20 protein-coding genes and 1 pseudogene are annotated in these 20,164 nt (G+C 68.9%); 10 read left to right on the plus strand and 11 right to left on the minus strand.

The features are described from left to right. Window positions 1-43 precede the first annotated feature (43 nt). The gene (locus ACWEIJ_RS09405) at window positions 44-1,225 is read left to right on the plus strand and encodes an amino acid deaminase/aldolase (RefSeq protein ID WP_449836675.1); all 1,182 of its coding nucleotides are present in this window, start codon (window positions 44-46) and stop codon (window positions 1,223-1,225) included. Here ACWEIJ_RS09405 and ACWEIJ_RS09410 read toward each other — a convergent pair. Continuing rightward, window positions 1,222-1,866: a TetR/AcrR family transcriptional regulator gene (locus tag ACWEIJ_RS09410; RefSeq protein ID WP_449836676.1), complete on the minus strand. Its 645-nt coding sequence runs from the start codon at window positions 1,864-1,866 to the stop codon at window positions 1,222-1,224. The two genes, ACWEIJ_RS09405 and ACWEIJ_RS09410, sit on opposite strands and share 4 nt — an antisense overlap. 82 nt (window positions 1,867-1,948) lie before the next feature. On the opposite strand from ACWEIJ_RS09410, the gene ACWEIJ_RS09415 reads away from it, so the two are divergent. Genes ACWEIJ_RS09415 through ACWEIJ_RS09425 form a run of 3 tightly spaced genes read left to right on the plus strand, consistent with a single transcriptional unit; the run spans window position 1,949 to window position 5,185 of the window. Beyond that, window positions 1,949-3,205, plus strand: a complete 1,257-nt coding sequence (locus ACWEIJ_RS09415; protein ID WP_449836677.1) for a GH1 family beta-glucosidase — start codon at window positions 1,949-1,951, stop codon at window positions 3,203-3,205. 40 nt (window positions 3,206-3,245) lie between these two features. After that, a complete protein-coding gene (locus tag ACWEIJ_RS09420; RefSeq protein WP_449836867.1) occupies window positions 3,246-4,406 on the plus strand; it encodes an MFS transporter in 1,161 nt (386 codons plus the stop codon). Next, window positions 4,406-5,185 carry an SDR family NAD(P)-dependent oxidoreductase gene (locus tag ACWEIJ_RS09425; protein WP_449836678.1) on the plus strand — a complete coding sequence of 260 codons (780 nt, stop codon included), beginning with the start codon at window positions 4,406-4,408 and terminating at the stop codon, window positions 5,183-5,185. Before ACWEIJ_RS09420 ends, ACWEIJ_RS09425 begins: the two co-directional genes overlap by 1 nt. An 869-nt stretch (window positions 5,186-6,054) precedes the next feature. Here the strand turns inward: ACWEIJ_RS09425 and ACWEIJ_RS09430 are convergent. Both ACWEIJ_RS09430 and ACWEIJ_RS09435 read right to left on the minus strand, forming a co-directional pair. Continuing rightward, window positions 6,055-6,414 carry a hypothetical protein gene (locus ACWEIJ_RS09430; protein WP_035909125.1) on the minus strand — a complete coding sequence of 120 codons (360 nt, stop codon included), beginning with the start codon at window positions 6,412-6,414 and terminating at the stop codon, window positions 6,055-6,057. A gap of 13 nt (window positions 6,415-6,427) precedes the next feature. Next, window positions 6,428-6,691 carry a hypothetical protein gene (locus tag ACWEIJ_RS09435; protein ID WP_449836679.1) on the minus strand — a complete coding sequence of 88 codons (264 nt, stop codon included), beginning with the start codon at window positions 6,689-6,691 and terminating at the stop codon, window positions 6,428-6,430. Window positions 6,692-6,907: 216 nt separating this feature from the next. Here ACWEIJ_RS09435 and ACWEIJ_RS09440 point away from each other — a divergent pair, with 216 nt between their 5' ends. Continuing rightward, window positions 6,908-8,290: a helix-turn-helix domain-containing protein gene (locus tag ACWEIJ_RS09440; protein ID WP_449836680.1), complete on the plus strand. Its 1,383-nt coding sequence runs from the start codon at window positions 6,908-6,910 to the stop codon at window positions 8,288-8,290. Between the two features lie 153 nt (window positions 8,291-8,443). Then, entirely contained in the window at window positions 8,444-8,725 is a 282-nt protein-coding gene (locus ACWEIJ_RS09445; RefSeq protein ID WP_109632983.1) for a hypothetical protein, read from the plus strand. Window positions 8,726-8,807: 82 nt separating this feature from the next. Here the strand turns inward: ACWEIJ_RS09445 and ACWEIJ_RS09450 are convergent, their stop codons facing one another. Beyond that, window positions 8,808-9,527: an SDR family oxidoreductase gene (locus tag ACWEIJ_RS09450; protein WP_449836681.1), complete on the minus strand. Its 720-nt coding sequence runs from the start codon at window positions 9,525-9,527 to the stop codon at window positions 8,808-8,810. An 87-nt stretch (window positions 9,528-9,614) separates the two neighbouring features. Between ACWEIJ_RS09450 and ACWEIJ_RS09455 the strand changes: the two genes are divergently transcribed. Continuing rightward, window positions 9,615-10,442: a LysR family transcriptional regulator gene (locus ACWEIJ_RS09455; protein ID WP_449836682.1), complete on the plus strand. Its 828-nt coding sequence runs from the start codon at window positions 9,615-9,617 to the stop codon at window positions 10,440-10,442. On the opposite strand, the gene ACWEIJ_RS09460 is transcribed toward ACWEIJ_RS09455, so the two are convergent. From ACWEIJ_RS09460 to ACWEIJ_RS09475, 4 genes are all read right to left on the minus strand, one after another. Then, on the minus strand, window positions 10,435-11,454 hold the full coding sequence (locus tag ACWEIJ_RS09460; protein ID WP_449836683.1) for a copper resistance D family protein: 1,020 nt from the start codon (window positions 11,452-11,454) through the stop codon (window positions 10,435-10,437). The two genes, ACWEIJ_RS09455 and ACWEIJ_RS09460, sit on opposite strands and share 8 nt — an antisense overlap. Beyond that, window positions 11,451-11,978 carry a copper resistance CopC family protein gene (locus ACWEIJ_RS09465; RefSeq protein WP_449836684.1) on the minus strand — a complete coding sequence of 176 codons (528 nt, stop codon included), beginning with the start codon at window positions 11,976-11,978 and terminating at the stop codon, window positions 11,451-11,453. The genes ACWEIJ_RS09460 and ACWEIJ_RS09465 overlap by 4 nt, the downstream gene beginning before the upstream one ends. After that, a complete protein-coding gene (locus tag ACWEIJ_RS09470; protein WP_449836685.1) occupies window positions 11,975-12,688 on the minus strand; it encodes a YcnI family copper-binding membrane protein in 714 nt (237 codons plus the stop codon). The genes ACWEIJ_RS09465 and ACWEIJ_RS09470 overlap by 4 nt, the downstream gene beginning before the upstream one ends. Window positions 12,689-12,754: 66 nt before the next feature. After that, on the minus strand, window positions 12,755-13,270 hold the full coding sequence (locus tag ACWEIJ_RS09475; RefSeq protein ID WP_449836686.1) for a hypothetical protein: 516 nt from the start codon (window positions 13,268-13,270) through the stop codon (window positions 12,755-12,757). A 58-nt stretch (window positions 13,271-13,328) separates the two neighbouring features. Between ACWEIJ_RS09475 and ACWEIJ_RS09480 the strand changes: the two genes are divergently transcribed. Then, a complete protein-coding gene (locus ACWEIJ_RS09480) occupies window positions 13,329-14,966 on the plus strand; it encodes a BCCT family transporter (protein ID WP_449836687.1) in 1,638 nt (545 codons plus the stop codon). Here the strand turns inward: ACWEIJ_RS09480 and ACWEIJ_RS09485 are convergent. Beyond that, window positions 14,847-15,275 (minus strand): annotated as a pseudogene (locus tag ACWEIJ_RS09485) (DUF6474 family protein); the annotation flags it as partial. The gene ACWEIJ_RS09480 and the pseudogene ACWEIJ_RS09485 overlap by 120 nt on opposite strands. A gap of 82 nt (window positions 15,276-15,357) precedes the next feature. On the opposite strand from ACWEIJ_RS09485, the gene ACWEIJ_RS09490 reads away from it, so the two are divergent. Next, window positions 15,358-17,001 carry a TM0106 family RecB-like putative nuclease gene (locus ACWEIJ_RS09490; RefSeq protein ID WP_449836688.1) on the plus strand — a complete coding sequence of 548 codons (1,644 nt, stop codon included), beginning with the start codon at window positions 15,358-15,360 and terminating at the stop codon, window positions 16,999-17,001. Here the strand turns inward: ACWEIJ_RS09490 and ACWEIJ_RS09495 are convergent. Then, complete coding sequence (locus ACWEIJ_RS09495) at window positions 16,998-17,756, minus strand: SDR family NAD(P)-dependent oxidoreductase (protein ID WP_449836689.1); 759 nt, start codon at window positions 17,754-17,756, stop codon at window positions 16,998-17,000. The genes ACWEIJ_RS09490 and ACWEIJ_RS09495 overlap by 4 nt on opposite strands. A 352-nt stretch (window positions 17,757-18,108) precedes the next feature. Between ACWEIJ_RS09495 and ACWEIJ_RS09500 the strand changes: the two genes are divergently transcribed. Continuing rightward, entirely contained in the window at window positions 18,109-19,890 is a 1,782-nt protein-coding gene (locus ACWEIJ_RS09500) for a gamma-glutamyltransferase family protein (RefSeq protein ID WP_449836690.1), read from the plus strand. Here ACWEIJ_RS09500 and ACWEIJ_RS09505 read toward each other — a convergent pair. Then, on the minus strand, window positions 19,887-20,099 hold the full coding sequence (locus ACWEIJ_RS09505) for a hypothetical protein (RefSeq protein ID WP_449836691.1): 213 nt from the start codon (window positions 20,097-20,099) through the stop codon (window positions 19,887-19,889). The genes ACWEIJ_RS09500 and ACWEIJ_RS09505 overlap by 4 nt on opposite strands. Window positions 20,100-20,164 lie beyond the last annotated feature (65 nt).

A 20,164-nucleotide genomic window follows, 5' to 3' on the forward strand; every position in this document is an offset into this window, starting at 1 on the left:
AAAGCTCTTCACGTTTCAAGGGTTGACGACGTACCGTCAGGGCATGCGCAGAACACGACTCGACGCCGCGACGAAGGACCTGGATCCTCCGTTCGCGATCGTCGATCTGGACGCCTTCGACCACAACGCGGCGGACCTCGCCCGTCGCGCTGCCGGTCACCCGATCCGGGTCGCCAGCAAGTCGATCCGTGTGCGCGACCTGGTGAGCCGGGCGCTGGAACGGCCCGGCTACCACGGGGTCATGTGCTACTCGCTGGCCGAGGCGTTGTGGTTGTCGGAGCAGAACGTCAGCGACGACCTGCTGGTGGCGTACCCGACGGCCGACCGGGCGGCGCTGCAGAAGCTCGCGGCGAACGAGACCGCACGTCAGCGAGTCACGATCATGGTCGACTCGGTCGAGCACCTGGACTTCGTGGACGCGGCGATCGGGCCGCACTCGGACATCCGGGTCTGCCTGGAGCTGGACGTGTCGTGGCGGCCGCTGCCGGGCGTGCACATCGGTCCGCGCCGTTCGTCGATCCACACCCCGCAGCAGGCCAGGGCACTGGCCGCCAAGATCACCCAACGGCGTGGCTTCAAACTCGTCGGCGTCATGGCGTACGAGGGGCAGATCGCCGGTCTGGGCGACAACCCGCCCGGTCAGCCGCTGCGGGCGCTGGGCATCCGGTTCATCCAGGCCAAGTCCGGGCCCGAGCTGATTCACCGCAGGACTGCGGTCATCAGCGCGGTCCGGCAGGTCGCCGACCTGGAGTTCGTCAACGGTGGCGGCACCGGCAGCCTGGAGCTCACCGGTTCCGACCCGTCGGTCACCGAGCTCGCGGCCGGCAGCGGGCTGTTCGGGCCGACGTTGTTCGACGCCTACCAGGCGTTCAAGCCGGAACCCGCCGCGCTGTTCGCGCTCTCGGTGGTGCGCAAGCCGACCAAGAGGGTCGCGACGCTCTTTGCCGGTGGCTACATCGCGTCCGGCACGCCCACGCCCGACCGGCAGCCGTCGCCGTACCTGCCGGCGGGGTTGAAGACGCTGGGCCTCGAAGGCGCCGGCGAGGTGCAGACGCCGGTCACCGGGAAGGCGGCGGAGCACCTGAAGATCGGTGACCGCGTCTGGATGCGGCACGCCAAGGCGGGCGAGCTGTTCGAGCGGTTCGACGAGGTGCACCTGGTGCACGGTGACCGCATCGAACGCACCGTGCCCACGTACCGCGGCGAGCGCCGCAACTTCGGCTAGGCGGGCAGGCGCGAGGACAGGTAGCCCCTGACCAGCGCCCTCGCCTCGGCCAGGATCGCCGGGTCGCCCATCGCGCTGTTGCGGAACGCCATCTTCATCACGGCGTCGGCCGCCTCGACGGCGATCGCGATCGGCAGCTGGACCTCGGTCATCGGAATTCCGAAGCGGCCGGAGATCAGCTCGGAGATCTTGTCCGAGATGACCGCGTTGTTGTCGCGGCGGTCGTCGAGCAGCCGCATGTCCACGACGTCACCGAAGTGCAGCCGCCCGAACGCGGGGATCTCGCGGTGCATCGTCACGTAGACGTCGAACACCGTGTCCACGGCGTCCCACCAGTGCTCCAGCGTCGACTGCTCGAGCCGTTCGGTGATGCCGTGGGAGAACCTGTCGACGTTGCGCAATGTCAGCGCCTGCACGACGGCTCTCTTGTCGGGGAAGAACTGGTACAGCGATCCGACCGCGACACCCGCCCTCTCCGCGATCAACGTCGTGGTGACGCCGTCGTAGCCCACTTCGTCGATGAGAGTGGCGCAGGCCTCGAGCATTCGCTCGACTCTCTTGGCGCTGCGCTGCTGGACAGGCTGACGGCGGAGCGGGGTGGTGCTCGTCACGGCGACTCCCAGTAGTTCGGGTACATCCATCTTGCCTGTTGTACGGCCTTTTCACTTCCCTGAACCTGTCAACACGCCTACGATCCGAACAAGTTTCACATTTGGAGGATCGATGAGCGACTTCCTCTGGGGAGTGTCGACGTCCGCGTTCCAGATCGAGGGCGCGTTCAGTGCAGGCGGCCGTGGTCCCTCCGTGTGGGACGACTTCGCTCCGGTACACGACAACGACAACGCGTCGGTTGCGTGCGACCACTACCACCGGTGGCGCGAGGACGTTGCGCTCATGACGCAGCTCGGCGTCAACGCGTATCGGTTCTCGATCGCGTGGCCGCGCATCCAGCCCACCGGCAAGGGGCCCGTCAACGTTGAGGGGCTCGACTTCTACGACCGCCTGGTCGACGCCCTCGTCGACGTCGGCATCGCTCCCGTGGTCACGTTGTACCACTGGGACACGCCGTTGGAGCTGGAAGCGGAGGGCGGCTGGCTCAACCGGGACATCGCCGACCGGTTCGCCGACTACACCGCGTTGGTCGCGGACCGCCTCGCCGACCGCGTGAAGCTCTGGATCCCGATCAACGAGCCCGCGATGGTGACGTTGCAGGGCTATGCGATCGGTGTGCACGCACCCGGCAAAGCGTTGCTCTTCGACGCGTTGCCGACCGCCCACCACCTGAACCTCGCGCACGGCCGTTCAGTCGAAGTGCTGCGGTCGTACAACGCGCAAGCCGTTGGTTCGGCGAACAACCACACGCCGGCGTGGGCGGAGAACCCCGACAGCCCGGCGGACCGGGCCGCGGCCGACGCCTACAGCGACATCCACAACTGGTTGTACGCGGATCCGATGCTCGCCGGCCGCTATCCGGACTCCGTGGCGGAGATGCTGCCGATCCAGGACGGCGACCTCGCCACGATCGCGCAGCCGCTCGACTTCTACGGCGTGAACTACTACAACCCCACCAGGCTGCGGGCTCCGTCCGAGGGCAACCCGCTGCCGTTCGACCTGGTCGACATCGAGGAGTACCCGAAGACCGGCTTCGACTGGCCGATCGTGCCGTCGGGGCTCTCCGAGATGATCGGTGTTCTCCGCGAACGGTTCCCGAACCTGCCACCCGTGTACGTCACCGAAAGCGGCTGCAGCTTCCCGCACGAGATCGAGGACACCGACCGGGTCTCCTACCTGGACGGACATCTCAGCGCCGCGCGGGAGGCGGACGTCTCCGGGTACTTCGTCTGGTCGCTGCTCGACAACTTCGAGTGGGAGTCCGGATACTCGCAGCGGTTCGGCCTGGTCCACGTCGACTACGAGACGCAGCGCCGCACGCCGCGCGCCTCGTTCCACTGGTACAGAAAGGTGATCAGTGGTGAGTGAGGCACTGGCCGAACCGCTCGTCCGCGTCAGACGCGGGTGGATGGCGTGGTTGTTCTGCGCGAACCTGGGACTGTGGCTGGCGGTCTACGCGCCGATCCAGGTGCTGTTGCCACAGCAGGCCGAGTTGCTGAACAAGGCGAACAAGGAGTTCGTGTTCGGCGTCGTCACCGGCGTCGGCGGGATCGTGTCGTTGCTCATCGTGCCGCTCATCGGATTCTTGAGCGACCGCACGACTTCACGGTTCGGTCGTCGTCATCCGTGGACGTTGGCCGGCGCTGTTGTTGGTGGCATCGGTCTCGCCGTTCTCGCCAACGCACCGTCGGTGCTCGTCATGACGATCGGCTGGTGTCTGGTGCAGGCGGGGATCGGCGGCATGCTCGCCGCGCTGACCGCCGTGGTGCCGGACCAAGTGCCCGTCGTGCAACGAGCTCAGGTCGGCGGGCTCATCGGCATCAGCCAGATGCTCGGCACCGTGCTGGGTGCGGTCGTCGTGACGTTGCTGGTCAGCGGGCTGAAGGCCGGCTACCTGGCGTGCGCGATCATCGTGCTCGTCGGCGCGCTCTTCTTCGTGTGGAGAACGCCTGACACGCAGCTCATCGTGAAGCCGGTGAAGCCGACGTTCTGGATCTCGCCGCGCGAGCACCCGGACTTCGCCTGGGCGTGGTGCGGTCACCTGATGATCAACCTCGGCAACGCGTTCGGCACGCTCTACCTCCTCTACTTCCTCAGCGACGTGGTCCACTACCCGTCGCCGGAGGACGGTCTGCTGGTGCTGATGGCGCTCTACGGGGTGGCGCTCGCCGCAGGAGCGGTGCTGTTCGGCGCACGAAGTGATCGTTCTGGGCGCCGGAAGCCGTACGTCTACGGTGCCGCGGCCGTGATGGCGCTCGCGGCGGTGTTGCTGGTGATCTGGCCGACCTGGGCCGCGGTGCTGGTCGCCGCACCACTGCTCGGCGTCGGCTTCGGCATCTACTGGGCGGTCGCGATCGCGTTGCTGACCCAGGTGCTGCCCGCGGCGTCCGATCGCGCCAAGGATCTGGGCGTGCTCAACGTGGCCAACGCGTTGCCGCAGGTCATCGCCCCCTTGCTGACCGCCGTGATCTTGGCCAACCTTGGTGGCTACCGCGGCCTGTTCGCGGTGTCGGCACTGGCGACGGCGTCGGCGGCGTGGTTGATGAGTCGAGTGCGATCGGTGGTCTGATGCAGCTGTCGGGCAAGAGGGTTCTGGTCACGGGAGCGTCCCAGGGGATCGGCGCCGAGGCCGCGTTCCGGTTCGCGGCTCACGGCGCGCACGTCCACCTTGTGGCACGGAGCGCCGAACTGCTCGATCTGCAGGTCAAACGGATCACCGAGTTCGGCGGCTCGGCGTCGGCCCACGTGGCCGACCTGTCGGACGCCGCGGAGATCCACACGCTCGCCGAGAGCGTTCCGGCACCCGATGTGCTCGTGAACAACGCCGGTGTCGGCCGCTGGCTGTTCCTCGACGACACCTCGGCGGACGAGCTGCAGACGATGACCTCCGTCCCGTACATGGCGGCGTTGCTGCTGACCAGGGAATACCTGGGCGCGATGCGTGCTCGCGGCTCCGGCTGGATCGTCAACGTGAACTCGCCGGTGTCGCGGCTGCCGATTCCCGGCTGCGTGGGTTACCAGTCGGCACGCTGGGCCCTGCGGGGCCTGACCGCGTCGTTGCGCCTGGACCTGCGCGGAACCGGGGTCGGGATCAGCGAAGTGGTGCCGGGCAAGGTCTCCAGCGAGTACTTCAACAACAACCCCGGTGCGGAGGAACGGATCCCGGCGATCGCCCGGCTCATTCCCACGGTGACGCCGCAGCGGTGCGCGAAGGCGATCGTCGACGCGGTGGAGCAGGAACGCGCCGAGCACCTGTTCCCGTGGCAGCTCAAGGCGTTCGAGATCTCCGGCCGGCTCTTCCCTGGCCTGACGTCGTACCTGACCTGGAGGACCGGCACACACCGCTGATCTTGTCGGTGCTGCTGAGTACGTTGAAACGCAGGGGTTCCCAGTCAGGGGGTACCCCTGCGTGAGCGTGCAACGGCCTCTTGCCTGCGGTGATCGCGCGGAAGCCGCGCGATCAGCTGAACGTCGAAACGTCCTGTGCTTGCCCGCACGCGGGGACCTTTCGTGCGCCAGGAGAGTACGAAAGCTCCCCGCGTGCGCTCGGCGAGTGTGGAAGCGCCCTTGCTCGCGGCGTTCGTGCGGTCGCCGCGTGATCAGCTGAGCGTGGGAGCGGCCTGTGCTTGCCCGCACGCGGGGACCTTTCGTGCGCCAGGAGAGTACGAAAGCTCCCCGCGTGCGCTCGGCGAGTGTGGAAGCGCCCTTTGCTCGCGGCGTTCGTGCGGTCGCCGCGTGATCAGCTGAGCGTGGGAGCGGCCTGTGCTTGCCCGCACGCGGGGACCTTTCGTGCGCCAGGAGAGTACGAAAGCTCCCCGCGTGCGCTCGTATGAGCGTGGAGCGGCCTCTTGTCTGCGGTGTTCGTGCGGTGGCTGTGCGATCAGTTGGGCGTGGGAGCGGCCTGTGCTTGCCGCACGTGGGGAGCTTTTGTGCGCTTGGAGAGTACGAAAGGTCCCCGCGTGCGCTCGGGTGAGCGTGGAAACGGCCCCTTGCCTGCGCGGGAGGTGCAGACAAGGGGCCGACGTGGTGACCGCGGACCGGTGCCGGTCGGGGAGGGAAGGTGCACGTCACCGGCCCGCGGGAATCTGTGGAGTTGTTGAGCTGACCGGGGTCCGCGATGTCGCGGTCGGGGGTTCGCACATCGCGGACCACCGGTCAGTAGGCCGTTTGCAGACCTGGTCGTGTCGGGGGGACGCCAGGTCAGTCGCAAAGGCCCGTTAGTGGGCTCGAGCCACCGCGCGGCGGGTCCGGGTGACAGGAGGGGTCACCGGAGCCTCGCGCAGGTGGCGAGCCGGGCGCGGGGCGAGTCCGCCCGCAACCAGGTGTTCGTACGCGGCGCGCCACACCGAGCAAGGTGACTTCTGCTGGCGCCAACGGCCGGAGCATTCAGGGCAGTTGCCCTTCTCGTCCGGCTCGTGCGCTGCGAGCAGAGCACGCCATCCCTCGGTCAGCCGAGGGAGCTCGGATCGAGCCACCGACAGCAGGGACGGGGCGTCCGCGCGGCTCGCCAGCTCCGTGAGCAGGTCGAGGCGTTCCCACACAGCGTTGCGAAGAACCTGTCCGAGGATCGCGTCCATCGAAACGTCACCGTCACCTTTCCGCCTGGTCGGCGGCTTCGCGTAGCGCAGCCCTGAGCTGTACGAGCTGGTCGTAGGACAAGACTGCCGTCTCTCCGGGAGGTCCGACCAGAACCACTTGGCCCTGAACGACCTTCACGGTGAGCTGGCGGTCCCGGTCGACCACGTCGCCGCAGCTGATCTGCCACGTCCGACGCTGCCCGGTCGTGCCGCGCCATGTGGATTCGGTGTCACCCGTCTCCACAATGGAGGTGGAGCTTGGGGAGGAGCTGTCCACGATCGGTCGTTCCTCTCCGTGCTCACTCGCTTACCGGAATCTAGATTGCGATGATTCATGCCGGAACGGGACGTCACAGCGCTGACCGGTGGAAGTCTTACGGTGAGCGGTAAGCGGTGTTCGGCGGGGCCGATCAGCCTCGCCGAAGAGGACTTCTCGACTCGGGGACCTGCCCCTAGTCTGCCGATGACGCCCAACGGACTGTGAGGGTGCGCGATGAACACCATGAGTTCCCAGGGCTCTCCTATTCCCGCCGAGGTGTGGGACCAGCAGGAGATGCGGGACGCACTGGCCCGACGAGAGATCAGCTCGGTCTACCGGCTGCTCCGACGGCACGGTGTGTCTCAGCGCCAGATCGCGGCGCTCACGGGTCAGTCGCAGTCCGAGGTCTCGGAGATCCTCAAGGGACGCCAGGTGATGGCCTATGACGTCCTGACGCGGATCGCCGTCGGCCTGGGTGTCCCACGTGGATACATGGGTCTCGCCTATGACGAGACAACGGCAGTGAGGGTGGCCGCAACCGCGGACTCACCCCATCCTGAGGAGGACGAGTCGGTGAAGCGTCGGAAGTTCCTCGCGCACGCCGCCGCCGTGACAGTCGGCGCGGCCGTGTTCGGAGCGGACTCCGGGTCGTGGGTTTCTCACCCCACACAGACTCCGGCTCCGGGACGCATCGGCATGACCGATGTGCGCCAGGTCGAAGCGGCGACGCGGGCTCTGCGTGCCCTCGACTACCAGTACGGCGGCGGTTCCTGCCGCGACGCGGTCGTGGCCCAGTTGTCGTGGGGCCAGCAGATGCTCGGTGCGAGCTCCACGGACGTCGTTCGCCAGCGCCTCTACGTCGCGCTGGCCGACCTGCACAACCTCGCCGGCTGGACGTCGTTCGACACGGGCCTGATGGACTCGGCCCGCAACCACTTCGGCCAGGCGCTCGACCTCGCCAAGCAGGGCGAGAACGAGGCCCTGATGGCGAACATCCTGTACCGCATGGGCCGTGTGTACTTGCACCAGAACGCCCCGGATGACGCGCTGAAGGTGTTCCAGCTGGGTCAGCTGGCCGCGCAGAACTCCGGTTCCGAACTGGCCGTGGGCATCCTGTGCGCGAACGAGGCCTGGGCCTACGCGAAGATGGGCTCCGACGAGCAGGCGCTGAAGCTGCTCGGCCGCGCGCGTGACGAGTTCTCCCGCGCGAACGTCGCCGAAGCCCCCGCCTGGGCCAAGTTCTTCAACGAGATCGACCTCTCGTCCATGATCGGCACGGTGCACACGGAGCTGGCGCAGACGGTGGACGCCAAGTACTCGCGGACCGCCATCCCGGCGCTGTCCAAGGCGATCAACAACTTCGGTGACGAGTACGCGCGCAGCCGCTCGTTCAACCTGACCTCCATGGCCATCAACCACCTGCTCCAGGGCGACATCGACCACGGTGCCAAGATCGGCCGCCAGGCCGTCGACCTGTCGGAGAGCCTGAAGTCCGTGCGCACCAAGCAGCGCATGGAGCCGCTGCGCCAGGAGGCTGAAAAGCGCCGCAACAACCCCGAGGCCCGCGAGCTCGCGGACCGCGTGGCCCGCTTCACCGGCACCGAGTCGGCCGCCTGACCTGCGTCTCGTTTGGGTCCTATAGCACCACGATTGGATGGTGTGGGACACGAACCGGTAACGCCAGGCCCTTCTCCCACGAATGCAGCATCGACGGGCGAGAAATCCACGCCTAAGGTGCGGCAGGTCGGGGCGAAGGACGAGGTGCGGCGCGTGAGCCTTACTCGGAGGTGGCGTTCCAAGAGAGCGCTGCGGTCCGCGCAGTTGCTCGACGAGGTGGTGGACACCCAGTTGCCGCTGCTCGCGGCGTTCGACGAGGAGCGACGGCGCAGGTCAGCCGACTACCTCGCGGAGCTGGTGGCCCTAGCGCAGGACTACCGCTATTACGCCAACGGCTGGATCGACAGCCGCGAGCTGGATCGGCGGGGCCAGCGGACGATGAACCGGCTGGCGCGCATGCGCGAGGAATCTTCGGCCCGACTGATCACCGACTAGCCCGTTCGTGCGCAGCTCGTCGTGCTGATCGGACCACTCGCCGAGTGCGGGCCGGATCGCGCGGATGTTTCACGTTGAACAATCACCACGGCACGGGTCCGGCGTGGTCGAACAGGCCGCCGGTCGGACCGTCGTCGGGCAGGGTGGCCAGCCTGATCGCGATCCTGGCACCCTCCGCGGGGGTGTCCCTCCCCTGGAAGCCGTTCAGATCGGTCGCCACGTAGCCGGGGCACGCCCCGTTGACCTTGATGTTCTCCAGTTCCTTGGCGTACTGGACGGTGATCGCGTTCAGGTACGTCTTCGACGGCGAGTAGGTCCCGCTGATCCCGCCGAGGGTGACTCCCGGTGTGCTCTGCAAGGTCAGCGACGCGACGTGGCTCGACAGGTTCACGATCCGCGGCCGCGGTGAGCGGTTCAGCAGCGGCAACATCGCGTTGGTGACCCGGACGACGCCGATCACGTTCGTCTCGATCACCGCCCTGATGCCCTCCGGCGTGGTGGTCGACGGCTGGTCGGGCCAGCCTCCGGCGATGGCGGCGTTGTTGACCAGCGCGTCGAGCCGGCCGAACCGCTCCTCGAACAGCGCTGCTGCCTTGGTGACGCTCTCGTCGTCGGTCACGTCCAACGGCACGAAGAACGCGTCAACGCCCTGTGCACGCAGCTTCTCCGCCGCTTCCTCGCCGCGGGTGGCGTCCCGTGCCCCCACGCCGACGGTGGTTCCCAGTGCGCCGAGTCCTGCCGCGATCTCGTACCCGATGCCCTTGTTCGCGCCGGTGACCAGCGCAATCGTCTGTTCGCTCATGCCGTTGATCGTGGTCGGAGACGCCCGCGGAACCAACATCACTTCGGTCTGGCAGCGATACCCGGCCGGTATCGATACGGTGACGCCGTGGAGACGAGAGAGCTGCGGTACTTCGTCGCGGTGGCCGAGGAGCTCCACTTCGGCCGGGCCGCCGACCGGCTCGGGATCGCCCAGCCACCGTTGTCGCGGACGATCGCCCAGCTCGAACAACGGCTCGGCGTCGCGTTGCTGACCCGGACCAGCCGGAAGGTCTCGCTCACCGAGGCGGGCGCGGTGCTGCTGGCCGAGGCACGGGCGATCCTCGGAGCGGTCGCGGCGGCCGAGCGGCGCACCCGCACCGTCGACCGGCCGTCTCTGGTGCTGGCCGCGAAGGCCGGTGGTTCCAACGAACTGCTCGCGAAGCTCCTCGACGCCTACGCCGCCGAACCCGGTGCGGTCGCCGTCGACCTGCTGTTGTGCGAGGCCCACACCTGGCAACCGCTGCTGGACGGCCGGGCCGATGTGGCGATCCTGCACGAACCGTACGACTCGACCGCAGGTCTCGACGTCGAGGCGCTGCACTCGGAGAGCCAGTTCGCGATCATGTCGTCCTCGCACCCACTGGCCGGTTCGGCGCGGCTGCGGATGGCCGACCTCATCGACCTGCCGGAGCTCGCGCGCTGGCCGGAGCCCGACGGCACGTACGAGGACGGTCCCGGGGTGGAGGTGCACAACCTGACGCAGCTGTTCCAGATGATCTCGCTCGGGCGCGCCGTCGCGGTCATGCCGGAGGTCGTCCGCGCCGGCCTGCTCGAAGGACTGGTCGCGGTGCCGGTGGTCGATGCGCCGAAGGTGACGACGGTGATCGCCTGGCCGCCGCACAGCAGGTCGCGTGCTGTCGCCGACCTGGTGCGCGTGGCGATGGGCTTCAGCTGACCGGAGCGCGGCTCAGAATCACGGCGAGGCCGAACGCCACACCCATGATGGTCACCTCCAGCACCGCCCACTGCACGATCGCGGTGACCTTGTGCTGGGAGATCTTCGGCAGCAGCCGCCACCGGATGTGCGCGCCGAGCAGTGCGATCAGTCCCGCGCACACGGCCTTGCCGAGGAACAGCAGCCCGTAGCCGGTCGTGACCAGCGACTGCGGGAACGGCACGACGGGGTTGAGGATCAGCTCCAGCAGGCCGTTGAACAGGCCGGTCACCGCGACGACGACCAGTGCGACGGTCGCGACCTTCGAGAACTTCGGCAGCGCGACCGCCAGCAGTCCCTTGCGGTAGGCGACCAGCGCCATCAACGCGCCGAGCCCGCCGGTCCAGGCCGCGGCGCCCAGCACGTGCAGCTCCATGGAGACCATCGAGTAGTCGTGGTACTTCCAGTTGGAGGCGTGCCCGGTCACCGGGATCGGCAGCAGGCCGAACATCGAGACGAGAATCCGCAGCTCAGCGGGGACCGACTCGCCGCTGCGGACGGCCATCACGCCGATGACCAGGTAGACGAACGCGCAGGCCGCGCTGAACAGCAGACCCTTGCCGGCACCGACGTTCGCGATGTAGTCGACGGCGTTGGCGATGCTCACGTTGCTGCCCGGCCGCAGCTCGGCGGCCTGCAGCACGATGGCCAGCAACGCGGTGACCACCCAGACGGCGGCGGCGATCACCGCGGCCGGGCGGGCGAGCCGCAGCACCGGTTCGGTGTGCGTGGGCCGGTCGAAGCCGAGCAGCTTCGGCAGGATCGACAACCCGACGACGACCGTCGCCGAGACGTCGAGCAGCACCCGCGTCACCGGCAGGCCGTACCGGACCACCGCCCCGGCGTCCGCGACCCCGGCGACCACGACGGGTGGTGCCAGCACGAGGCCGAGCGCGATGCCCGCGAGTGCGCCGAGCAGCAGACCGGCGAGCACGCGGTAGTGGGAGGGGGCGGCGGTCCGGACGTCGCTCATGCCTTGGCGCCCCCGCCACCGCGCAGGGCGAAGAACACGCCACCGCCGAGCAGCACCACGGCACCGACGATCCACACCCAGATGGGCAGGCCGTCGCTCGAACCGCTGTCGGACGCGTTGTCGGCCGCGACCTGGCGAGGCGTGCCGGTGCCGTCCTTCGTGAGCGTGAACGTCAGCTCACCGGAGACGGGGTGGCCGTCCGCGGACAGGATGCGGTAGCCGATCTTGTACTGCCCGGCCTTGCCGAGCGCGCCGATCTTCTGCGAGACCGCGGTGTCCTTGATCGTCGGGTCGCCCGCGACCTCGTAGTGACCGCCGCTCGCGTCGGTGACCGAGATCGCGTTGATGCCCTGGCCGCCCTGCACGTCCTGGTCGAACGTGAGCGTGACGGTCGACGGGCCGGCCTCCAGCGAGGCCTTGTCCTTCGGGTCGCTGCTGATCAGTGCGTTGTGCGCCGCCGCGGGGGCGGCCGTGGCGAGCACGGCCGCACCAGCGAACAGGAACGCGATGAGCGCGCGCTTCATGCCTTGCGCCGTGAACGCAGGATCGCGCCGACGCCGAAGCCCAGGCCGAGCGCGCCGACGGCCAGACCGGCGCCACCGAGGTAGCGGGCGGTCTGGTCCGAACCGGAGACCGACGCCTCGTGGGTGTCGCCCTCGGTGTGGCCGGTCGCGGCCGCGCCGTGGTCGTGGTCGGACTCGGCGGCCTTCTTCGGGGCAAGCTTCAGCGCGGGCGCCGGGTGCTCCGGCTCCTTGCCGTCGGCGCCGGTCGACTGGGACCAGTCCACGACCTCGCCGTTCTCGTACGTCTGCTTGGTCGGCAGTTCGAGCTTGTCCTTGCCCTCCGGCAGGGTGCCGAGCGCGACGAAGAACTCCTGGTACTCGTTGATCCCGATCTTCACGCCGGGGTCGGCGGTCCAGGTGATCGTCTTGAACGCCTCGGTGACCTCCTTGCCGGCGATCGTCACGGGCTTGTCGAGCTTGCCCTTGACGGCCTCGGCCTTCCAGCCGGGCAGCGGCTTGGTGCGCACCGACGTGAGCGGGGTGTCCTGCGGGAGCGTCACCTCGATCTTGGTGGTGCCGGCGTTGTCCCGCTCGTTCGGGACGCGGAACGCGAAGGTGGCGCGGCCGCCCTGGGTGAACTCCGCGGGCTGGGCGCTGACGTGCGCGGATGCGATGGACGGGGTGCCCAGGACGGCGAGTCCGGCAACGCCGAGGACGGCGAGCGTGCGCACGCCAAATCGATTTGTCGACATGAAGTTGTGGCTCCTGATTGCCAAGGGGATTGAGGGACTCGGGTGTCAGGAACCACAGGGCGGCCCGCGCCGCCCGTTCGCGCGCTGCACGTGCGCGTAGTGCGCGTTGGGCACGTACGGCGTGCTGGTGAACGCCCGCACCGGCTTGGTGACCGGCAGCGGCGTGAGCCTGCGGGGGATCAGGCGCGTGACCGCGGCGAACAGCCTGAACAGGGCGTTCTCCGCGTGGAACAGGAGGATCCCGGTCAGCGTCGCGGCGACGAGGTGCGCCACGAACATCCGCCAGGTGAGCGTGCCGGTGTGTTCGTGGTTGACCCACGTCAGCATGAGGTGCTGAGCGAGCTGGGCCGTGGCGAGACCGGCGATGACCGAGAGCTTCCCGGTCCGCTTGTCCGCGAGCGACGCGGCCGCGAACGCGATCAGCACGACCAGCGGCACCGCGTGGATGAACTCCGACAGCGCTCCGCCACCCAGTCCGTGCGCGGCGATCGTGAGCGAGGCAGAGGTCAGCGCGAGTGCGGCACCACGCAGGGTGCGCAACTCACTCGACCGTGTGCTCACGGCGCTGAGGGTAATCGGAGGAGTTTGCCCCGGTCTATGACCGGGTAACTAGGGCCGCATGCACAACCAATGCGACCAGCCGGGCCGTACCGACCGTGTCGTGTTCGGCGTTGCCGCTGGTCTGACGCTTGCGTTCGTGACCTGGGGAATTGTCGGCACCTCCAGCCTGGCGTCCGTCTCGAAGACGGCGCTCGGCTGGGTGATCCAGAATCTGGGATGGGCCTTCGTGATCTCGGCCTCCGGGTTCGTCCTCTTCGCCCTCTGGCTCGCCTTCAGCCGCTACGGCCGGATCCCGCTCGGCGATGACGACGAGAAACCCGAGTTCAGGACCGTCTCCTGGGTCGCGATGATGTTCAGCGCCGGCATGGGCATCGGTCTGATGTTCTACGGCGTCAACGAGCCGCTGACGCACTACGTGAAGCCGCCGCCCGGCACGTCTGGCGATCCGCTGGAGAACGCCATGGCGACCACGTTGTTCCACTGGACGCTGCACCCGTGGGCGATCTACGCCATCGTCGGCATCGCGATCGCGTACAGCAGCTTCCGCCGCGGCCGGTCGTCGCTGATCAGCGCCGCGTTCACGCCGTTGCTGGGCCGTCGCGCGGCCAGCGGCTGGGGGCGGGCGATCGACGTCATGGCGATCTTCGCGACGTTGTTCGGCTCGGCCGCGTCGCTGGGGCTGGGTGCTCTGCAGATCGGCAGCGGTCTGCAGGCCGCCGGCTGGGTGGGCGGGGTCGGCAAGGGTCTGCTGGTCGCCGTGATCGCGATCCTGACCGTGGCGTTCGTCGCGTCCGCCGTGTCCGGTGTGGCGCGCGGCATTCAGTGGCTGTCCAACATCAACATGGTGCTGGCCGTGGTGCTGGCGCTGTTCCTGTTCGTGGTCGGGCCGACGGTGTTCATCCTGAACCTGCTGCCCACGGCGCTGGGCGACTACTTCCGCGAGCTCGCCACGATGGCCGGACGGACCGCGGCCGCCGGTGGGGACGCCACCGAGACCTGGCTGTCCGGGTGGACGATCTTCTACTGGGCCTGGTGGATCTCGTGGACGCCGTTCGTCGGCATGTTCATCGCCCGCATCTCCCGCGGCCGCACCATCCGGCAGTTCGTCTCGGGCGTGATCCTCGTGCCGTCGGCCGTGTCGCTGGTGTGGTTCGCGATCATGGGCGGCACGGCGATCTTCGAGCAGCGGTCCGGCGTCGACCTCGCCGGTCAGTCCACGCCGGAGTCGCAGCTGTTCTCGTTGCTCGACCAGTTCCCGCTGGCGACCGTCGCCGGGGTCGTGGTGATGGTGCTGGTGGCGATCTTCTTCGTGTCCGGCGCGGACGCGGCGTCGATCGTGATGGGCACGCTCTCGCAGTGCGGCTCGATCCGGCCGACGAAGCCCGTGGTGATCTTCTGGGGCGTGCTGACCGGTGCCGTCGCGGCGGTCATGCTGCTCGTCGGCGGGTCGAACGCGCTGACCGGGCTGCAGAACCTGACGATCATCGCGGCGCTGCCGTTCATGGTGGTCATGATCGGGCTGTGCTTCTCGCTGGTGCGAGACCTGCGGTCCGACCCGATCATTCAGCGTTCAGCGCACGTTGAGGCGGCGCAGCAGCTCCTGCTCGATGAAGTCGAGATCGGTGCTGACGGCGCGGTGAGCGGCCTTGCGGCGGACCGACGGCATCCGCTCGGAAGCGCGCACGGCGGCAAGTAGCTGGGACAGCCGCGTCTCCGTCTTCGTCACCCAGGCGGAGTCGGAGGCGCGCAACGTCTCCATCGAGTCCGAGATCCCGACGATCCGCGCGTGCAGCCGGGCGCCGTGGCCGGAGTACTTGCCGATGTCCGCGACGTCGATGCCGAGGCGGCGAGCGCGATAGCGGTCGTACTGCTCGCTCAGCATCCCGGCACCGCGAGCGATCACCGGAGCGAGCACCGGAATGAGCGCCGGAGCCACCACCTTCGCCACGCCGACCAGGTTCTTGGCCCTCTTGGGCGTGATCAGATGCCCGGTTTTGCGCGCCATTCGGGTACACCTCCTCCGTCAGAGGAAACTTACTGCCCAGGTTGCTGACACATCGGGTCGACTCGCGACATACGCTGCATCCGTGACTTCCCAGGTGCAGCTAGACGCCGGCGTGGTCACTCGTTGTCGGCGGCGGGTGCACCTCGAAAACGATCCGGAGATGCGCGACGCTCCCAAAGCGGCGCCGGATCCGGCTTCGGAACAACGGAAAGCGGACGCGACGAACCATCGTCGCGCGGTGGCGGACGCGCTCGCCAGAATCGTCGGCTCGAACCTCTTCGAGGTGCCGAACGGGCCGGACGTGCGCAGCGCGGACCGCGAACGCGTGACGCTCGCCGCGATGGAGATGGGCGCGCCGTACATCTGGGGCGCCGCACTGCCGCGCGACCCGCGAGGCGGTCGTCGCGGCGGGATCGACCTGTTGGTCAAGGACTCCACCGGGTACGTGCCGGTGCTGGTGGTCCGGCACAAGATCACCGATCCCGGCCAGGGCGCGCGCACCAGCCCGTTGACCATGCCGTTGCCCGGTGGCAGCCGCACGGATCCGCACCGCAAGGTCCGGCCGCAGCCGCGCGACCAGCTGCGGCTGGCCCACGCGCAACGGCAGCTGCAGGCCGCCGGGTACGCCGCGCACGGGCGCGCCACCGGTGGCGTGATCGGCATGGACGCCGACGTCGTGCTGTGGCACGACCTGGAGGCGCCGACGTGGCCGGGCGGCCGCAACGCGCTGGCCGAGTACGACGCCAGGTTCAGCGACCGGCTGGCCGTGGCCCTGGCCGCGGCGAACCAGCGGGACCCGCTCGCGCGGCCGTCGCGGATCGTCGACTGCAAGACCTGCCCGTGGTGGCCGACCTGCGACGACGACCTCAAGCAGGGCCGGGACGTGAGCCTCGTCGTGCGCGGCGAGGACGCCGTGGCGCTGCGGAAGATCGGTCTGTCCACTGTGGATGCGCTGGCCGAGCTGGACCCGTCCGCCGAGGGCCCGATCCAGTTGGTGGGCATGCCGTTCGGCGACGCGGTGGTGCTGGCACGGGCGTGGCTGCGGGACCTCACGCTGGTGCGGCGCGTGCCCGAGATGAAGGTGCCTCGGGCGGACGTCGAGGTCGACGTCGACATGGAGAGCTTCGGCGATCTCGGCGCGTACATGTGGGGCTGCCTGCTGTCCGGAAAGGACATCGACGAGGAGCACGGGTACCGCGCGTTCGTCACGTGGGACGCGCTGCCGTGCGACGACGAGGCGCGTTCGTTCGCCGAGTTCTGGACCTGGCTCACGGGCATCCGGCTGCGGGCGAAGGCACGCGGCCTGTCGTTCCGCGCCTACTGCTACAACGAGCTCGCGGAGAACCGCTGGCTGCTCGCCTCGGCGGAGCGGTTCGCGGGCAAGCCGGGCATTCCGACGGTCGCCCAGATCAAGGAGTTCATCGAGTCCGACTCATGGGTCGATCTCTTCGGCATCGTCCGCGAGCAGTTCCTGTGCGCGCACGGCAAGGGCCTGAAGATCATCGCGCCGGTCGCCGGGTTCTCCTGGCGCGACCCGGAGGCGGGCGGCGAGAACTCCATGCGCTGGTACCGGGCCGCTGTCGGCATGAACGGCGACGCGCTCGACACCGACCAGCGGCGGCGGTTGCTCGAGTACAACGAGGACGACGTCCGGGCCACCCACCGCCTGCGCGAGTGGATGACCTCGGACGCGATGTCCCGTCTGCCGTTCGCGGGCGACCTCTAGCGGGGTGCCATCCGCAGGGCGCCGTCCATGCGGATGACCTCGCCGTTGAGGTAGTCGTGCTCGACGAGCGAGACGGCGAGCTGCGCGTACTCGGCCGGCTGCGCCAGGCGCTTCGGGAACGGCACGCCGGCCGCGAGGCCCGCGCGGAACTCGTCGGAGACCGTGGCGAGCATCGGGGTGTCGACGATGCCCGGCGCGATGGTGAGCACGCGGATGCCGACGCTGCTCAGGTCGCGGGCGGCCGGCAGGGTCATGCCGACGACGCCGCCCTTCGAGGAGGCGTAGGCGACCTGGCCGATCTGGCCGTCGAACGCGGCGATCGACGCGGTGTTGATGATGACGCCGCGGGCGCCGTGTTCGAGCTCCTCGGTCTTGCCCATCGCGGCGGCGGCGAGGCGCAGCACGTTGAACGTGCCGATCAGGTTGACCTCGATGATCTTGCGGTAGAGGTCGAGGTCGTGCGGGCCGGTCTTGCCGACGGTCCGGGACGACGGACCGATGCCCGCGCAGTTCACCGTGATGCGCAGCGGGTTGCCGGATCCTGCCGCGGTGTCGACGGCGGCCTGGACCTCTTCACCGGAGGTCACGTCGGCGGCCAGGTAGGTGACGTTCTCGACGGCGTCGGCCTTCTCGATGGCGCTGGGCAGGTCGAGCGCGAACACCTGCGCTCCACGCGCCGCCAGCGCACGTGCGGTCGCGCCGCCGAGACCGGACGCGCCACCGGTGACGATGGCCGCGGTACCCGAGATCTCCATGCCTTCATCCTCCTCGAAGCGGGCTGCTCGCGAGGAGGTTAACGCTCGTTACCCCAAGGGTTGATACCGCATCAACGGTCGGTCCAGTGCAGCAGTGCCACCAACGGCACCGCGGCCAGGAGCGCGAGGCCGATGAAGATGGTCGCGATCGTCAGGATTCCCATGCTCTGAACTGTGCCGTTCGACGGTGTTCGAAACATCCGCCGCACCGGTAGACCTCTGGTAGGAGTTCTGTCACGGTCAGCTACGACCAAAGTATGTCCGCACGGCCTGTGCGGACTACTCCGTTCGGGTGTGGGGCGTGCGTCACTCGGAGTCACGCAATTTAGTTAGCGTCGCATACCTTTATGGGGTGTTCACCACGCGCCCCGAACTCGTCGGCACCTTCGGCATGGTCGCTTCGACCCACTGGCTGGCCTCCGCTGCGGCGATGGCCGTGCTGGAGGACGGCGGCAACGCCTTCGACGCCGCCGTCACCGCCGGATTCGTGCTGCAGGTCGTGGAACCGCACCTCAACGGTCCGGGTGGCGAGGTTCCGATCATCTTCTCGGCGGCCGGCTCCACGCCGCGCGTGCTCTGCGGTCAGGGCGTGGCCCCCGCCGGCGCCTCCGTCGACCACTACACGTCGCTGGGTCTCGACCTCGTTCCCGGCAGTGGGCTGCTGGCCGCGACGGTGCCGGGAGCCTGGGACGGCTGGCTCACCCTTCTGCGTGACTACGGCACCAAATCGTTGCGCGACGTGTTGGATCGGGCGATCGGCTACGCCCGTGACGGCTTCCCGCTCGTGGAACGTGCCGTGCACACGATCTCGCTGGTGTCCGACCTGTTCCGCGACCACTGGCCGACGTCCGCGGCCCAGTGGATGCCGGGCGGTTCGCTGCCCGTCGCGGGCGGCCGGTTCCGCAACCCCAAGCTCGCCGACACGTGGGAGTGGCTGCTGGCCGCCGCCGAGGCCGCGGGCGCTGATCGCGAGGCGCAGATCGAGGCCGCGCGCCGGGCCTGGTCGCAGGGGTTCGTGGCGGCACAGGTCGACGAGTTCTGCCGTTCGGCGTTCCGCGACGACTCCGGCCGTGACCACGCCGGTGTGCTGACGGGTGCCGACATGGCGTCGTGGGAGGCGTCGTACGAGGACGCCGTGCTGACCGACTTCGGCTCCTGGACGCTGGTGAAGGCGGGGGCGTGGACGCAGGGACCCGCTCTGGCACAACAGCTCCGGCTGCTGGAGGGCCACGAGCTGTCCTATGTGGACGGCAAGCCCACCGCGGAGACCGTGCACCTGGCCGTGGAGGCCGCCAAGCTCGCCTTCGCCGACCGTGAGGCCTGGTACGGCGATGATCCGGACGTGCCGCTGGAGACGTTGCTGTCGCGCTCGTACGCCGCCGAACGCCGTGCGTTGATCGGCTCCGAGGCGTCCTTCGAACTTCGTCCCGGCTCACCGGACGGCCGGGAACCGTTGCTGCCCAAGCACATCATCGCCGGACCGGCGGTCTCGGTGTCCGACCCGATCGGCGCGCTCGGCGAACCGACGGTGGCCCGCTCCGGCGTGACGCGTGGCGACACCGTGCACGTGGACGTCGTGGACCGCTGGGGCAACATGGTCTCCGCGACCCCGTCCGGCGGCTGGCTGCAGTCGTCGCCGACGATCCCGTCGCTCGGCTTCTGCCTGGGCAGCCGCGCCCAGATGTTCTGGCTGGACAAGGGTTTGCCGAACTCACTGGCTCCCGGCAAGCGGCCGCGGATCACGCTGTCGCCGTCGATGGCGTTGCGCGACGGCGAACCCGCTCTCGCGTTCGGCACGCCCGGCGGAGACCAGCAGGACCAGTGGCAGCTGGGCTTCTGGCTGGCGCACCAGGCGGGCCTGAACCTGCAGGAGGCCATCGACTCGCCGATGTGGCACTCGAACGCGTTCCCGAGCTCGTTCTACCCGCGTGCCTGGACGCCCGGCGAGCTCGTCATCGAGTCCCGCGCCGGCGCGGACGTCCTGGAAGCGTTGCGTGCCAAGGGCCACCAGGTCGTGGACGCCGGCGAGTGGACCCTCGGCCGGATGTCCGCCGTGGCGAGGGATGCCTCAGGCGGACTTCTGCGCGCCGGCGCGAATCCACGCGGCGCGCAGGGTTACGCGGTCGGACGTTAGCCGCCGATCACTTCGGTGCCGTCGTGGATCATCTCCACGTTGCCACCGGTGTTGTGCAGCGTGCTGAGGCCCGCACTCCCGGCGAGGTCGCTGACCTGCTTGATCGTGCCGTCGATCTGCGGAACCGGGCTCGCGCTCGCGCTGCCCGCCATGGCGGCGACGGCACCGGCGGCGAGACCTGCGGATGCGACGATCTTCTTGATGCTCAAGGCGTTCCGCTCCGGTGAAAAGTGGAACGGCGCCCGATTCGAGGGGGAGGGAATCGGGCGCCGCC

The organism is Lentzea sp. NPDC004789, from assembly GCF_053601075.1.

What these genes read in the sequence shown, in the direction of transcription:
- ACWEIJ_RS09450 (WP_449836681.1), bottom strand. Translation starts at nt 9,527, where the DNA reads ATGAGCGAACAGACGATTGCGCTGGTCACCGGCGCGAACAAGGGCATC.
- ACWEIJ_RS09460 (WP_449836683.1), bottom strand. Translation starts at nt 11,454, where the DNA reads ATGAGCGACGTCCGGACCGCCGCCCCCTCCCACTACCGCGTGCTCGCC.
- ACWEIJ_RS09420 (WP_449836867.1), top strand. Translation starts at nt 3,246, where the DNA reads ATGGCGTGGTTGTTCTGCGCGAACCTGGGACTGTGGCTGGCGGTCTAC.
- ACWEIJ_RS09495 (WP_449836689.1), bottom strand. Translation starts at nt 17,756, where the DNA reads ATGGAGATCTCGGGTACCGCGGCCATCGTCACCGGTGGCGCGTCCGGT.
- ACWEIJ_RS09480 (WP_449836687.1), top strand. Translation starts at nt 13,329, where the DNA reads ATGCACAACCAATGCGACCAGCCGGGCCGTACCGACCGTGTCGTGTTC.
- ACWEIJ_RS09405 (WP_449836675.1), top strand. Translation starts at nt 44, where the DNA reads ATGCGCAGAACACGACTCGACGCCGCGACGAAGGACCTGGATCCTCCG.
- ACWEIJ_RS09430 (WP_035909125.1), bottom strand. Translation starts at nt 6,414, where the DNA reads ATGGACGCGATCCTCGGACAGGTTCTTCGCAACGCTGTGTGGGAACGC.
- ACWEIJ_RS09440 (WP_449836680.1), top strand. Translation starts at nt 6,908, where the DNA reads ATGAACACCATGAGTTCCCAGGGCTCTCCTATTCCCGCCGAGGTGTGG.
- ACWEIJ_RS09410 (WP_449836676.1), bottom strand. Translation starts at nt 1,866, where the DNA reads ATGGATGTACCCGAACTACTGGGAGTCGCCGTGACGAGCACCACCCCG.
- ACWEIJ_RS09425 (WP_449836678.1), top strand. Translation starts at nt 4,406, where the DNA reads ATGCAGCTGTCGGGCAAGAGGGTTCTGGTCACGGGAGCGTCCCAGGGG.
- ACWEIJ_RS09465 (WP_449836684.1), bottom strand. Translation starts at nt 11,978, where the DNA reads ATGAAGCGCGCGCTCATCGCGTTCCTGTTCGCTGGTGCGGCCGTGCTC.
- ACWEIJ_RS09415 (WP_449836677.1), top strand. Translation starts at nt 1,949, where the DNA reads ATGAGCGACTTCCTCTGGGGAGTGTCGACGTCCGCGTTCCAGATCGAG.